Annotated in this window: 13 protein-coding genes; 3 read left to right on the forward strand and 10 right to left on the reverse strand. The window is 48.9% G+C overall.

What is annotated here, in order from left to right; genetic code table 11:
• Positions 1–37 precede the first annotated feature (37 nt).
• The 9 genes from AWR27_RS10940 to AWR27_RS10975 form a co-directional block, all read right to left on the reverse strand.
• Entirely contained in the window at positions 38–1,180 is a 1,143-nt protein-coding gene (locus tag AWR27_RS10940; protein ID WP_077131209.1) for a thioredoxin family protein, read from the reverse strand.
• A gap of 109 nt (positions 1,181–1,289) precedes the next feature.
• Positions 1,290–1,640: a gliding motility protein GldC gene (gldC, locus tag AWR27_RS10945; protein ID WP_077131210.1), complete on the reverse strand. Its 351-nt coding sequence runs from the start codon at positions 1,638–1,640 to the stop codon at positions 1,290–1,292.
• Between the two features lie 32 nt (positions 1,641–1,672).
• A complete protein-coding gene (locus AWR27_RS10950) occupies positions 1,673–2,887 on the reverse strand; it encodes a hypothetical protein (RefSeq protein ID WP_077131211.1) in 1,215 nt (404 codons plus the stop codon).
• A gap of 182 nt (positions 2,888–3,069) precedes the next feature.
• Positions 3,070–4,368 (reverse strand): putative HlyD family type I secretion protein, encoded by a 1,299-nt coding sequence (locus AWR27_RS10955; protein WP_077131212.1) that lies wholly within the window; start codon positions 4,366–4,368, stop codon positions 3,070–3,072.
• A 2-nt stretch (positions 4,369–4,370) separates the two neighbouring features.
• Positions 4,371–5,393, reverse strand: a complete 1,023-nt coding sequence (locus tag AWR27_RS26030) for a peptidase domain-containing ABC transporter (RefSeq protein ID WP_335695419.1) — start codon at positions 5,391–5,393, stop codon at positions 4,371–4,373.
• Between the two features lie 93 nt (positions 5,394–5,486).
• On the reverse strand, positions 5,487–6,575 hold the full coding sequence (locus AWR27_RS26035) for a cysteine peptidase family C39 domain-containing protein (RefSeq protein ID WP_335695420.1): 1,089 nt from the start codon (positions 6,573–6,575) through the stop codon (positions 5,487–5,489).
• 8 nt (positions 6,576–6,583) lie between these two features.
• On the reverse strand, positions 6,584–7,036 hold the full coding sequence (locus tag AWR27_RS10965; RefSeq protein ID WP_077131213.1) for a hypothetical protein: 453 nt from the start codon (positions 7,034–7,036) through the stop codon (positions 6,584–6,586).
• Positions 7,037–7,250: 214 nt separating this feature from the next.
• Positions 7,251–8,138, reverse strand: coding sequence for an amidohydrolase family protein (locus AWR27_RS10970; RefSeq protein ID WP_157579195.1), 888 nt, complete (start codon positions 8,136–8,138; stop codon positions 7,251–7,253).
• A 94-nt stretch (positions 8,139–8,232) separates the two neighbouring features.
• Entirely contained in the window at positions 8,233–9,447 is a 1,215-nt protein-coding gene (locus AWR27_RS10975; RefSeq protein WP_077131215.1) for a hypothetical protein, read from the reverse strand.
• Positions 9,448–9,901: 454 nt separating this feature from the next.
• Here AWR27_RS10975 and AWR27_RS10980 point away from each other — a divergent pair, with 454 nt between their 5' ends.
• Entirely contained in the window at positions 9,902–10,249 is a 348-nt protein-coding gene (locus AWR27_RS10980; protein ID WP_198045129.1) for a helix-turn-helix domain-containing protein, read from the forward strand.
• A gap of 18 nt (positions 10,250–10,267) precedes the next feature.
• Here the strand turns inward: AWR27_RS10980 and AWR27_RS10985 are convergent, their stop codons facing one another.
• Complete coding sequence (locus AWR27_RS10985; protein WP_077131217.1) at positions 10,268–11,065, reverse strand: DUF4197 domain-containing protein; 798 nt, start codon at positions 11,063–11,065, stop codon at positions 10,268–10,270.
• Between the two features lie 115 nt (positions 11,066–11,180).
• On the opposite strand from AWR27_RS10985, the gene AWR27_RS10990 reads away from it, so the two are divergent.
• Positions 11,181–12,440: a competence/damage-inducible protein A gene (locus AWR27_RS10990; RefSeq protein ID WP_077131218.1), complete on the forward strand. Its 1,260-nt coding sequence runs from the start codon at positions 11,181–11,183 to the stop codon at positions 12,438–12,440.
• 94 nt (positions 12,441–12,534) lie between these two features.
• On the forward strand, positions 12,535–14,178 hold the full coding sequence (locus AWR27_RS10995; protein ID WP_077131219.1) for a TldD/PmbA family protein: 1,644 nt from the start codon (positions 12,535–12,537) through the stop codon (positions 14,176–14,178).
• The last annotated feature ends 52 nt before the right edge of the window (positions 14,179–14,230 follow it).

Raw genomic sequence — 14,230 nt, forward strand, 5'->3', positions numbered from 1 at the left:
TAGAGAGCGGACGTTTTGCTTAAATACGAGTAAAAATTTATCGGCGGGCCTGCGCCATGTCTTTTGCTTTTTGGGCGGCCTTCTGGGCGTCGTCGGGCTTGCCGCTACGCTTGTAGGCGGTGGCCAATTCGGTATATAAATCGGCCTGCTCTTTCGGGCTGGGTTTAAGCGCGAGGGCTTTATTTAACCATTTTATCACTGTCGGCGCGTCGGACGCGTCGGGGCTGGCGCGATTGAAAAGCCGCGAAATATACAGGTATTCCGGCACGGTTAACTGATTGCTGTTCACCTGGTTATCCATGCGCTCGGTGGCTTTGGCCGTTTGGCGGGCGCGGAAATAGGCACTCACTTCGGGCAGCAACGTGCGGTTGGCCGCTACGCGCTGGTCGATGCCGATTTTGACCAGCCCCTGCCGAATCTCCAGAATATCGGCTGCGGGCAACTGCGCCCCACGACTGCTGTACAACGACGACATCAGGACATTTTCGGCAACCTGCTTCGTAGGTTCGGCACCGTAGGCTTTACGGTACTGATCGAGGTGGCCGAGCATGTACTGAAACATGGGATTTTTGTAGTCGAGTACTAATTTTTGCAGAGCGAGCCAGTTGGTTTGGTTCGCGTAGGTGTTGGGTTGCTGCTGCCGGGCGTAGTCGTTCATGGCGGCAATGTTGGCGGCTGTGTCTTTTGTGACCCGGCCAAACATGGCGTAATCAATCAGAAAGCCCGATGAGCGTTCGCCCTGCTGATACCGCGATTTCATGGTTTGGCTGCGGGCCTGCGGGTTCAGGGCGTTGGTGCCGTGCCGAATTACCTCGTCGGTCGAGTTGGTGCTCATGGCGAAATGCACGAGATTCTGCTGCGGGTCGAAATACAGAAACAGCGGCAGTGATGGCACAAACAACCGGTTCTTCTCTAAAAACTGCCGCGTGGCGGGTTGCCCAATATCGGCTTTTGTACTGATAAACTTGTCGTTGTAGAATTTGCCGACCCGCGCGTCGGCCAATGTGGGAATGAAGCTCTCACAGACATGGCAGGTTGGCGAAAAAATTTCTACAAACACGGGCTTACCGGCCCGGCGAGCCTCCTGAAACGTTTTTTCGAGCGACGTTTGCCGGAATTGAATGCCTTTCTGCGCCAGTGAGGCATGGGCAATCAGCAAAAGAAACAGTAGTTTTTTCATTCAGGATATGAAATATGTTCTGGCCTGATCAGACCTACAGCAAAATAACGGCCAAAATGCATGAATTTATTGCAAAGTAAAGCCGACCGGAGTGGTCGGCTTTACATACTTACTGCTGTTTGTTCTGCTCTTTGATCTCTTCTTCCAGACGCTTGCTTAGAATGCGGCAGGTATTCTCAATGTCGGTTGCCATTTTTTTATCGCCCGTCGCATTTACAGCCGTGTCGGCTAAGCCACTCATCATTTCGATAATGAAGCGTTTCATATCGACCACTTCCATCTCTTTGGTCCAAAGGTCGATTTTGAGCGTGCTGTTGTGGTAGTGATCCCAGAGGGCAATAGCAATAGCGCGGGTATCGCTCAAGCCTTCGTTGGGGTTATCAGTAGCATCCCAGTAGATTTTTTCAGGAACGTTTTCGTGATCTAACTCGACGGAGAAATTGATATCGGACTTCTTCATCCCACAAAGGTAAAAGTTGTGAGACAGAGATACTAATGCCCCTCTTCGTCAACCTGCGCGCCAAATACGGTGATTTTGGCTGGGCGACCGGTTGTTTTGATCGACTCCTGCGTGGTTAGCGTACCACGTTTGATAGCCCGAATTTCGCGCTGATCGGGCTGGGTGATGTATATGAAGCGTTTCGAGATTGCTATGTCGGGCTTCACTTTGGCGGCTGGGTCGAGGGCGGGCATCACCTTTGCCGACGTGCGCTCAGCGTTGGTTTTGCCATCGAAAACCCGCAATGTACCATCGGTCATGAGTGCGAAAACGTCTTTCCCTTCATTATCGACACGGAACAAAACAACCTGATCGCTGGCGAGCAACGGACTAATCTGGTTCTGAACCGGGTCGATGCGATATACGCCACCTTTGGCACTCGATCCGTAGAACGAATCCGAGATTTTGTCGTGGTAAATAGTGCCCAACCAGTTGGCTCCAACGCTGGCCGGATAGTCGATATTACGCTGCGAACCGTCTTTACCGACAACCAGAATACCGCCCGAATGCCCGAACAGGACAATATTGCCGTTGCCTGCCTCGCCGTGAATGCCGCGTGTTGCAATCGTAGACGCTTTTAATTCCCTGCCATCCATATCGATAATCCGCACCCGCTCCGGGAGTGTTCCGCTTACCGAGCCGTCTTTTTGCGTTACGGCAAAAGTGTTGTTGTTAAAAGCCGCAATAGCTCCGTGGTGGGGCGTGGCTACTTTGACCATCTTCGCCTTCGCGGCCGTCCCGATTTCGTAATCATTTGTTAATGAAATCGTTCCGTCACCGTCGTTGAATACAAGGGCATGATAGCCCTGCTGTTCCCAAAAATACGTATGTGCCGGTCTTGGGCCGGTAGCTTCCATTGGTGCCCATTTCGGATTACCAACCTTATGGGCGTGGTCGTCGTGGCTTTCAATACCACTATCGAAAAACTGCACCAGATTGTTCGCATAATTGACCAATGCCACAAACCGCCCACTTTTGGTGGCATACAGGCTGGAACCGGGGAAACGTCCCTCAAACGCTTGTACCGTACCCTCGTGCGGGTCAACAAGCGAAACCGACGCTCCGTCGGCATCCGACACCAGCAGGCGGGTGTAGGTAGCTTCTTTTTCGTTGGGCGCAATATCCTGCTCGTCGTTCCGGTTACAGGCTCCGGTCAGCAACAACAAACCGACAAGCGCAAATGGCTTAAGTTGAGTAATGTTTATCATAGTAATAGGGGTTTTATATTTGCAACAATGTTGCAAATATAAAACCCCTACGCTGAATAATGCAACAATGTTGCAAATATGTTTTACCGGCTCCCAAACACTCTCCGCAAAATATCCGATACGCGGGCGGCTGGGTTATGCTGTTCAACTACAAACATGTATAGTTTTCCAATCCACTGTTTTCAATGATCTGGAGCGATCAGTTTACGCAAGCCGAATAAAACTCGCTGAAGCAGTGAGAGGTCTTCCGTAATTACTTCGGCGGTACCGGGCATTTCATACCGATAAGCCAGTTTCTTATGGTACGATGAGATGAGTTGGTTGGGCAGCGTGATGGCAATTCGGCATCGGGTACGGCTTGAAGATTGGTGGATGGTTTCTACCTTGCCGCGAAGCACCCCATATTCCGTAAATGGATAATCAGTCAATCGAATAATCACCTTCTGCCCTACCTGCAACTTACCCCGATTGGCAGCCGAAAGCGATGCCATACCGACAATGGGTCTGTGCTGAGGTACGATAGCGAACAAACTGTCACCTGCCCGAATCGCCTGCAACTCCTCAAGGGTCTGCAGGTAGTGTAATCTGCCCGCAGCCGGAGCCGTTAGCAGGTAGGTTTGCTGCCATGTCTGCAACAGATTTTCGATATTTTGCAGTGCCTGTCGGATATTGTCGGACGTGGTACGGATTTGCTGGGTCTGCTGCTGTTGCAGTTCAAGTTGCTCTTTTTCTTTGGCCGCTAACTGTAGCTTGTTCTGAATCAGCACCTTCTGATACTCTTCCGCTTCGCGCTTACGACGCAGGTACTCATTCTCGGAGGCCAATAGTTCGGCTTGTGAATACACCTTTTCATTAAACAGGCGTTTATCCATACGGTATTTTTTCTCCGCGTTTTCTAACTCCAAACCGTTGAGTTGAGCCTGTTTTGAATTAACCGCAATCAGTTGCTGGTACTGCTTTATTTCGCGGTTGAGTAGTGCCAGCCGTTCGGACACGTAGCCATCAGACACTAAACGATGGTACTGTCGGCAAGCTACGGTAAGCGTATTTACTTCGGGTTGAATGTCACCAAACGTGGTTGTATCCGTAGCGTTTTTTAACGGCACTCGTGGGTTTCGCAGAAACCGATAAGCGGCTGCTTTCAGTTGATGAAGCCGGGAAACATTAACTAACCGGGTTGTATTCTCGATTTCAGCTAACGGATATCCTTTCTTAACTACCTGATTGTCTTTAGCTATTATTCGCCCCAGCCGACCGTTTATTCTGACGATAACGGGCTGTGAGTGTGGCGTAGTAGTAAGCACAACCGGGCCAGTTAAGGTATCGGGGTAGCGAATCCAGGAAGCCGTACCGACCAATAAGCCGACAACTAAAACAACTAAGCCCGTGCCGCGCCGAATCAGGCCCGATGGTGGCCGGGTCAGTACGTCGCGTACCTGTTCGCTGTAATCGGCCAATTCATCGATACGGTCGGTTATCATGATTATTCGCTCAGTTCCAACTGATTTTTTACCAGTATAAAATAGGCTCCCTGCTGATTAACAAGGTCTTCGTGAGTCCCCTGCTCAACAACGCGGCCTTTTTCCAGCACAACGATGTTATCGGCATTACGAACCGTGCTGAGCCGATGCGCAATAATCAATACCGTTCGACCCTCGAAAAACCGATCTAAATTATCCTGAATGGTTCGCTCGTTGTTGGCATCCAGCGCGCTCGTGGCTTCATCGAAAAACAAATAATCGGGGTCTTTGTAAATCGCTCTGGCAATAAGCAACCGTTGCTTTTGCCCACCACTGACGTTCATACCGCTACTGCCTACGCGCGTGTTGAAGCCAGTGGGTAACTCATCGACAAACGTTTCAAGATTAGCCAGACGCACGGCATCCAATAAACGGCCTTTATCGATCAGCCCATCAGAAGCCGATTCGGTAATGTTTCGGGCAATACTATCGGCAAACAGATACCCATCCTGCATCACGCATCCGCAACATGACCGCCAGAATGAACTATTCAGATTTTTCAGATTCCGATTGCCAACCCGAACAGCCCCTGCCGAGGGTTCATAAAACTTGAGCAGCAGTTTAAGCAGCGTGGTTTTTCCGCTGCCGCTCGTGCCAACCAGAGCCGTTACTTTTCCTGCCGGAATCTGCACCGAAACGTCGTCGAGTACGAGTGGCGAGGTGCTGCTGCCGTATCGAAACGACAGATTTTCGATACAAATCGATTTGGCGGTAGGCAACTCCCGCAGTTGGTCGGGCTGGTCTTCGTCGGGTTTGTTGTAAACCTCCGAAATTCGTTCCAGACTCAGGAGCGCGTCTTGACCACTCTGGATAAACAGAATCAGATCGTTGAGCGGCACGTTCAACTGCCCCAGCATAAACTGTACCGACAGCATCATGCCGAGCGTAATTTGCCCGTCGAGTACGGCTTTGGCAGCAACAAACGTGATAAGAATATTGGTCAACTGGTTAATGACCGACCCGCCCAGCGTTTGGGTTTGGTTCAAAGCCAGCGCGTTCAGGTTGATGCGAAAGAGTCGAATCTGAATTGCTTCCCATTCCCAGCGTCGGCGTCGTTCGGAGCCATTGAGCTTTATCTCCTACATTCCGTTAATAAGCTGTACTAAGCTGCTTTGCTGGCCCGACCCTTCATCAAAATAGCGGTAGTCGATTAATCGCCGACGTTCCAAAAACAAAAACGTCCAGCCAACGTAGAGTACTGCCCCCGCCAGAAACAGACTGAAAATGGTGAGATTGTAAAGAGCCAGAATGCTGCCAAACACTAGAATTTCGATTACCGAGAACACCGCACGCAACGTAATGGCCGACATGAAATTTTGAATACGGGCATGGTCGCGCTGAATGCGCTGGAGCAGATCACCGATATTTTTAGAGTCAAAAAAACCAACCGACAGCCGCATTAGCTTAATGAGGTAGTCGGCCTGCATTCGAATGTTGATGCGGCTGGTCATGTGAATCAGGAGCCAGTCTCGAAAAATTTGTACCAGTGTCTGGGCTGCAAAAAGAAACAACTGCGCCAGCAGAATCAGGTAGATAAAACTCCGGTTGTTAAAGTTGATACCATAATCAATGAGCGACTGCGTCAGAAACGGAAACACGACCTGTAGCACACTGCCCAAGCCCAAGCCCAGCAGCAGTTGCAGCATCAGGTGCCGGTAGGGCATGAAGTAACGTAGCCAAAATGAAGCACTTAGGCGTTTGGCCGTACCGTTGTCGTTGGTCTGGTCATAAAAGGCGGGGGCAGGTTCCAGCACCAGCACAATTCCCTCATCGCCCGGTTTTGGGTGCTTACTGTTGAGCCACCCCCGGCAAAATTCATCGGGCGCGTAATCCAGCAAACCATAGCCCGGATCGGCCACGTGAATACGGCCTTTTTTGATGGCATGTATCACAACAAAGTGCCGCTGCCGCCAATAGGCAATACAAGGCAGCGGCACGTCCTGCTGTAGCGTTTCGAGCGGCACACTTACGGCCAGCGATTGTAGGCCAATGGTTTCGGCGGCTTCGGCCAGCCCACCCAGCGACACACCCTCGCGACTAAGCGACGTTTTTTCGCGCAGGTACTCCTGCGATAGCGTTCGCCCATAATGCTGCGCCACCATCCGCAAACAGGTGGGCCCACAGTCACGCTGATCTAACTGTTTATAAAAAGGGAATTTGACGGGCATAAAGCATTCTAAGCCGTTAGGTCGGCCATAGACAGGAACTGCTGAATCGGATTTACCCGTTGAAAATGTTCGTAGCTAAACTCATCGGGTTGGTTTGACAACTCAAAAACACCTTTCAAGTCGCGCACCCGCTCAATTTCCTGCCCGCAAATTTGATCTATAAGCGTATATACCTCGATCCCTTTTGGCGTAAATATGTTGTGCAGGTTCATGAGTTCAAGACCAGTATGATAGCGCTTCTCCAAATCGGCCAGTCGGCCAAGAAATTCATGCTTTTGCAATCCCTCAAATACATTTAGTTCTTTCAGAAGCCGGAACGCTTCATATCGTTTAGCTACCGTATAAAGCCCGTGAACCGCCGACAAAACCGTTCTCTGTTCCAGCGGTCGGCCAATCAAATCACCGAGGATGGTTTGTTCGGGATCGGAGATGAAAAATTTCTCCCGCTTAAACAGTATCATATTGAGCGTATTATGCGAACATTGATGAATTAATTCCTCCAGAAAGAAAATTTCATCATTTGTCGGAATAGCACTAATGAACGTACAACCGTGCAGGCTGATATTGACAGAGCATAGTACCTGCGGATTATGAAAAACTGAAATACTACGATTAGTAAACTTGATCTCCTGATAGAGTTCGGGCAGGTAGGTTTTTAGAATATCAAATGCCTTCTCAATGTGATTCTGGGTACAGACGTTTTAGTACCTCCAGTTTGTGTAGCACATACTGATTTTCGGCCACCTGTTCTTTGCGTAGGCTGTCGGGGTGTTTTCGGGCCTGTTGGCTTAGGTAATTCTCCATAGTCTGATTCCAGCTTTGGAGTAAAGCCGTAGGCAAGCGGTCTAACCCACGCCGACGCTTTAGCGAATCGAGCGTAATTTGTGTATAGTTGACAAAGTACCAATCTAAGGTTGGGCAATTGTACACCTTATTTGCCAGTGTTCGTTGTACGGCTTCGTCAAAGTCAGGCTTATCAATGGGTAATGTTTCATAACCACCCAGGTGTTCGATGCAACCAATTCCCTGACCCAGGGCTTTGGCAAACAGAACCCCGGCAGGTGCATGACCGGCCAGCCGAATATTCTCTTTTCGGGCAATTTGCGTCAGCGTATCATACCACGTTACCGACGGGATGCTCAACACTTTAAGCAGTTGAAACCCGCTTGATTTATACTGCCGAACCAGTCGCGTGAGCGAATCGGACGATAGCCAATAGCGGGCCGAAAATGGTGGAGCCGATATATACAAATCAGGAGCCAGTTTCTTACCCTCTCCGATTAAACGTTGTAATTCAGGGTCAGCTTCATCGCCCCGCATAGAACGTAACGTTGTTATACCTGCTGCCAGATGCAATTGAAAAAACTGATCAAGGCCATAGCCGAACTGATCTTTTCGGGGTAAGTGTACATGCATATCAGCCAGCCCCGGCATCAAGTATTTACCTGATGCGTCGATGACAGTGGCATTGGCATACTTGTTTCGGGCGGTTGGCTTTATAGTCTTAATCAGACCATTTTCAACAACCACGTCCTGATGCGGCAAAATTTTGGTCGTGTTCATTGGTAATACCGCTACGTCACTGAACACGACCGTAGTTTGGGCCAATGTTGACGATACGACACTAATTAACGCCAACCCAATGAACCATAAACGCTTATTGTGCATGTTTTTTTAATTCATCGTGGATAAAACGATTCAGATTCTCACGTTTAACGCCGAGTATGTCTTCGATAGCTTTATACAATAGTTCGTCTGAATTACTTACTTTAAACAAACGATTTATTCCCAAAAATCCATATTTTTCATATACTAATTTACAAACTAAACCTCCGATAATATACACCAAATTTGCATCCTCTTTACCAACTCCAACTGAGTTATCGAGCAGGTTTGTAAAATCAAATTTGTATGTATTTGACTTTGTCTCCTTGTAAAGTTGTCCAAGAAGATAATTAAGAGATTTACCCGTAGTTCCTCCTAAATAAGTTGACAGACCTTCATTCAAAAAATTGTGATAAGGCAGATATTCGGTATTATTACCAAAAGACCTGTAAGTATATATATGACATAACTCATGTGCAAAATTTTCTGTGGTATTCAACGAGCCATTAAAAATCAAATTATTAGCCATTTCCGATAAGGCACCTTGTTGAGGTTTTCCATCAGAGGTCGACATAAACATAGTTAACTCATAATCGTATCCTCTTAGTCGTTGATAATCATCAATAGAATTTGTAGCACAATACTTTACATTCAATGGAGACATATTATAAAAAGTTGACACAGCTAAATTTATAGAATCTAATCCCTTCAGTATGTACTTATCAATACTATTTAGAGAGTAGATCTCCAAATGATCGGTTTTTTGACAGACCATTCTTTTCAAATTGTTCAGAAAATCACTTTGCAAAACAAGCCTGCCGTCTTCTACAACGACCCAATTATTAACTATATCCGTTATGTACGGCACATCACTATTATTCTCTATTCTGTAAAATGCGGTTTTAATTTTAAATTGTGAGCCATATTTAGTAATAGACAGAACAACTGGTTTGTAATAATTATACAAATTCCTGCTAGCACTATAGTCAATATATTTAAAACGTAAGCTACACTGCGCTCCTATAAAATCTTGTTCTTCTTTCGACCAATTAAATTTTATAAAATTGTCATTTGATTTGTTTAGCAGGTAGTTATCCCACACCAATAAGGCTTGTTTAGTTAGTGTATCTAATTTTGAATAAGAAATACTTCTATTCAACTTAATAAGTTGAAAGCCTTGAGCCGGCTGACCTTTAGCGAAATGGACAAACGAAAAGAAGAGCGTGATCAAACAATTGAGAAAAATATAGAACAAAATTTTTTTCATGATTTATTCAGAACCACGCCTTCTAACAACTACTTCTGCGGTGTTTGTCCTGCTACAGTATGTGTACTCGTTGGGCTAGACACAGTGGCACCATGGCAATTATCCAAATTCCCACCTTTGATAGCCTCTACATTAGCTACCACATTTGCTTTTGCCTTCAGTTCGGCGAGCGATAAACGATTCATAAAGTTTTATCCTCTGCATTCCGCAACCTTATCGACAGGTTGCTTCGCTTTGGTGTTACAAAAGTGATAACCGAATCGCCAAAGCCTTTTTCAGAATTTGAAAATCATTTTCATTTGATGAAAATATAACGAAATTTCTTTTCGGGTTAAATGTATATACAAGCAATTGTAACAGTTCAAAATTTTCAATACCTACCTGTTGTAAAAAAAAAGAAACTTACCTGTAGTTTTGCGAGGAATCTCCATACTCACTTATCCAGCTTATGAACATGCTGACCCTTTTGGAAAATATCCGCCAGCTACGGCTACACAAAAATTTCAAACAAGAATACATGGCCGAACAATTAGGTATCAGCACTGCCACGTACTCAAAAATCGAAAATGGCAAAATTAAGCTCTCCACCGAGCGGCTACACCGAATTGCGGCTACACTGGGCCTGGCGTCAACACCATTAACTATAGCGCAACTGAACACTTACCAGAATGGGTCAAATCAGAGCGAAATCAGCAATCTTAAACACCAAATTACCAAACTTGAACACGAACGCACACAAGCTATAGAACGCGAAAAAAGCCTGTTAGCTTATATTCGCGTTCTGGAAACAACCGCTCCTTAGGCACTCGCATAGTTGTACTCACCGGCTCCCAAACACTCTCCGCAAAATATCCGATACGCGGGCGGCTGGGTCTTCGCGAATCTGTTTTTCTTCCTGCGCCACCAGAATAAACAAACCATCGACAGCCTTATTCGTCGCGTATTCGGTCAGGTTTGGATTTACGCGTTGAACACCGGGCAACCGATTGTACATATTGGCTAAGTTGCCATACATGCGCGTGGCGTTGTTCTTTCGCAGGGTGCTGTCGATAATAGGCGTGAACTCCGTTACCAATTGCTGGCCCGACGTCCGACGCAGGTATTGCGTGGCGGCATCTTCAGAACCGCGTAAAATACCTACAGCATCGCCAATACTCATCGACGTAATAGCTTTAATAAACACAGGTTTCGCTACTTTAGCCGCATCTTCGGCGGCCCGGTTCAACGATAATTCAAACTGATCGACCTGCCGGTTGAAACCAAGTTGACGCAACTGCGTCGCTACACGCTGTGCTTCGGGTGGGAAGGCAATGCGCAACAGCGGATTTTTAAAGTAGCCATCCGTAGCCGACGCCTGATCGGCTCCTTTGCTGATACCTACGCGCAAAGCTTCGCGCAGACCCGTGGCTATGTCGCTGTTGGTCAGGCCGCTGCCGGTTGTACCTGTGCTGCCAGCAGACAGTACCCTTTCCAACAATTGCCCAAAACCACCACGTCGGGCGGGCTGTTGCGTAGGCGTTTGTTGTTGCGTAGGCTGCTGTTGAGTGGAATCTTGTCCTAAAACAGGTTGGATAAATAGTGGGGCCGCGTAAACCGCCAGCCAAATCATCTTGTTCATGTGGGAAATCGTTTTCACGTACATTCGACTAAAATCAGTGAAAAATGTAAAGTGAAAAGTGAAAAGATTTTAGGCTAATTCATTTTTCACTTTACATTTTTCACTTTTCACTTCTATGATCAATACCATCCGTGCCGAAGTGATTACCATCGGCGACGAAATTTTGTTCGGGCAAATCACCGACACCAACACCCAATGGATCAGCACCGAACTTACCAACATCGGCATCCGCACCGTTCGTAAATCGTCTGTCGGCGATCAGGCCGACGCCATTCTGGAGATTCTGCGGGAAGCCCACCAACGCGCAGACGTGATTATTCTTACCGGTGGACTCGGCCCCACCAAAGACGATATCACCAAGAAAACCCTCTGTACGTACTTCGGCGTAGAACTGGTTCGCAATGCCGATGCGCTGGCGTTGGTTACGAGCTTTTTTGAGAAACGAGGCCGCGAAATGACCGACCTCAACCGGGGTCAGGCCGACTTGCCCGCCAATGCCGTGTACATCCAGAACGACTGGGGCACAGCCCCCGGTATGTGGTTTGAACATAATCAGTGCGTATATGTTTCGCTGCCGGGTGTACCGTTCGAGATGAAACAGTTGATGACGAACCGGATTCTGCCCCGGCTGCGTCAACATTTTGAGACACCCGTTATCAAGCACAAAATGATTCGGACGGTCGGCATTGGCGAGTCGTTTCTGGCCGAGCGTATCGAAGCCTGGGAAGATGCCCTGCCCGCGCATATCAAATTAGCCTACCTCCCCCACTTCGGACAGGTTCGTCTGCGCCTGACGGCCACTGGCACCGACGAATCGGCCCTCGACCGCGAACTGGCCGAACAGGTTGCCATAGTGATGCCGCTCATTGACAAACATGTTTTCGGCTTCGATAACGACGAATTAGAAACGGTGGTTGGGCAGTTGCTGAAAACAAAAAATCTAACGCTGGGCATTGCCGAAAGCTGTACGGGTGGCTACGTATCGAGCCGGATCACGAGCGTACCGGGATCGTCGGCTTATTTTCTGGGCAGCATCGTCAGCTATGCCAATGAGCTCAAGGTGAAGCAGTTGGGCGTGTCGCCCGATACGCTGGCACGGCACGGGGCGGTGAGCGAGGAAACGATCCGGCAAATGGCTGAGGGCGTCCGCCGAACGCTTGGCACCGACGTAGGCATTGCCACGAGCGGCATTGCCGGTCCCGACGGCGGCACCCCCGATAAGCCCGTTGGCACCATCTGGATTGCCGTAGCGACACCAGAGCGCATTGCTACGCGCCTGCTCAAACTCGGCCAGTACCGCGACCAGAATATTCAGATTACAACGACGTATGTGCTGAATCTGCTGCGGGAGGTTTTGAAATGGAACACGGATTAATCCGTGTTCCATTTTTTTCGCCATATTAGCGGTTTCTGATTCGTTCATATAACAAACTCAATCATCGGTTGGGCTTCTGCCTGGCCTTGTTTACATGAGAAGAAGAGACTTTCTACAGCTATCGGGCGCGGGGATTGGAGGGCTGATGCTCAGTTCGATACCCGTGCTGGGCAACCCCATTTCAGTTGAGCAGTTGCTGGAACCACGCGCCGATGCTGCCACAAAAAAAAGGCTGGCCGACATTGCCCTGAATGCGGCCCGCAGCAAAGGTGCCACCTACACCGACGTGCGTATTGGCCGTTATCTGCAACAGTATCTGTTTACGCGTGAGCAAAAAGTGCAAAACGTGGTCAATGCCGAAAGTTACGGTGTAGGCATTCGGGTACTGGCAAATGGCACCTGGGGTTTTGCCGCTACCAGCACACTCACGCCCGATGGCATTGCCCGCTGCGCCGAAACCGCCGTTGCCATTGCCAAAGCCAACGCCCGGCTCCAAACCGAACCCGTACAACTGGCTCCGCAAAAGGGCGTAGGCGAGGTGACGTGGAAAACGCCGATCCAGAAAAACGCATTCGAGATTCCGGTTGGGCAGAAAATTGATCTGCTCATGAAGGTCAACAAAGCGGCTATGGACAACGGCGCGGCCTTCGTGACCTCGAACCTGTTCTTTGTGAACGAACAGAAATACTTAGCCTCGTCCGATGGTTCGTACATCGATCAGGACATTCACCGGGTGTGGCCTACGTTCACGGCGTCGGCGGTTGACCGGACTACGGGCAAGTTCAAAACCCGCGACGCGCTGTCGTCACCGATGGGTATGGGCTACGAGTACCTCGACGGGCTGGCATCGGAGAAGATTCAGGCACCGGGTGGCTTAGTGGGCTACCGCAACGCCTACGACATGGTCGAAGATGCGACGCTGGCGGCTAAGCAGGTAAAACAAAAACTTACGGCCAAAAGCGTTCAGCCTGGCAAATACGACCTTGTGCTGGACCCCAACCACCTCGGCCTGACTATCCACGAATCAGTCGGCCACCCGCTCGAACTCGACCGGGTGCTGGGTTACGAAGCCAACTACGCTGGCACCAGTTTCGCCACCCTCGACAAGTGGAAAGCCAAAAACTTCAACTACGGCAGCAAGTTGGTCAATATCGTGGCCGACAAAACCCAGCCTTACACGCTCGGCACAGTCGGTTATGATGATGAGGGTGTTCCGGCCAAACAGTGGGATTTGATTAAAGATGGCGTTTTGGTGAATTACCAGGCCATTCGCGATCAGGTACACATCATTGGCGAAAAAGAGTCGCAGGGCTGCTGCTACGCCGACAACTGGAGTTCGGTGCAGTTTCAGCGGATGCCGAATGTGTCATTAAAAGCAGGCACCGAAAAACGCTCGGTCTTCGACATGATTAAAGGCGTTGAAAAAGGCATCTACATCATTGGGCGAGGCTCATATTCCATCGATCAGCAGCGGTATAATTTCCAGTTTGGCGGTCAGTTGTTCTACGAAATCAAAAACGGCGAACTCGTCGGGATGCTCGACGACGTGGCCTACCAGTCGAACACGCAGGAATTCTGGAACTCGTGCGCTCAGCTTTGCGATCAGGACGATTACCGCACATTCGGCTCGTTTTTCGATGGCAAAGGCCAGCCTGCTCAGGTCAGTGCCGTGTCGCACGGTTCGCCCACCACACGCTTCAACGGCGTCAATGTGATTAATACCGGACGGAAGATATGAGCTATTACACAGAGATTCACAGAGGGAGGAGAGATACACGGAGTTAAAAAAT

The organism is Spirosoma montaniterrae (genome assembly GCF_001988955.1).
GTDB lineage: Bacteria > Bacteroidota > Bacteroidia > Cytophagales > Spirosomataceae > Spirosoma > Spirosoma montaniterrae.

Excerpts from the sequence above, each read along its gene's own strand:
- AWR27_RS10940 (WP_077131209.1), bottom strand. The coding sequence starts at position 1,180 with ATGAAAAAACTACTGTTTCTTTTGCTGATTGCCCATGCCTCACTGGCG.
- gldC (WP_077131210.1), bottom strand. The coding sequence starts at position 1,640 with ATGAAGAAGTCCGATATCAATTTCTCCGTCGAGTTAGATCACGAAAAC.
- AWR27_RS10950 (WP_077131211.1), bottom strand. The coding sequence starts at position 2,887 with ATGATAAACATTACTCAACTTAAGCCATTTGCGCTTGTCGGTTTGTTG.
- AWR27_RS10955 (WP_077131212.1), bottom strand. The coding sequence starts at position 4,368 with ATGATAACCGACCGTATCGATGAATTGGCCGATTACAGCGAACAGGTA.
- AWR27_RS26035 (WP_335695420.1), bottom strand. The coding sequence starts at position 6,575 with ATGCCCGTCAAATTCCCTTTTTATAAACAGTTAGATCAGCGTGACTGT.
- AWR27_RS10965 (WP_077131213.1), bottom strand. The coding sequence starts at position 7,036 with ATGATACTGTTTAAGCGGGAGAAATTTTTCATCTCCGATCCCGAACAA.
- AWR27_RS10970 (WP_157579195.1), bottom strand. The coding sequence starts at position 8,138 with ATGAACACGACCAAAATTTTGCCGCATCAGGACGTGGTTGTTGAAAAT.
- AWR27_RS10975 (WP_077131215.1), bottom strand. The coding sequence starts at position 9,447 with ATGAAAAAAATTTTGTTCTATATTTTTCTCAATTGTTTGATCACGCTC.
- AWR27_RS10980 (WP_198045129.1), top strand. The coding sequence starts at position 9,902 with ATGCTGACCCTTTTGGAAAATATCCGCCAGCTACGGCTACACAAAAAT.
- AWR27_RS10985 (WP_077131217.1), bottom strand. The coding sequence starts at position 11,065 with ATGAACAAGATGATTTGGCTGGCGGTTTACGCGGCCCCACTATTTATC.
- AWR27_RS10990 (WP_077131218.1), top strand. The coding sequence starts at position 11,181 with ATGATCAATACCATCCGTGCCGAAGTGATTACCATCGGCGACGAAATT.
- AWR27_RS10995 (WP_077131219.1), top strand. The coding sequence starts at position 12,535 with ATGAGAAGAAGAGACTTTCTACAGCTATCGGGCGCGGGGATTGGAGGG.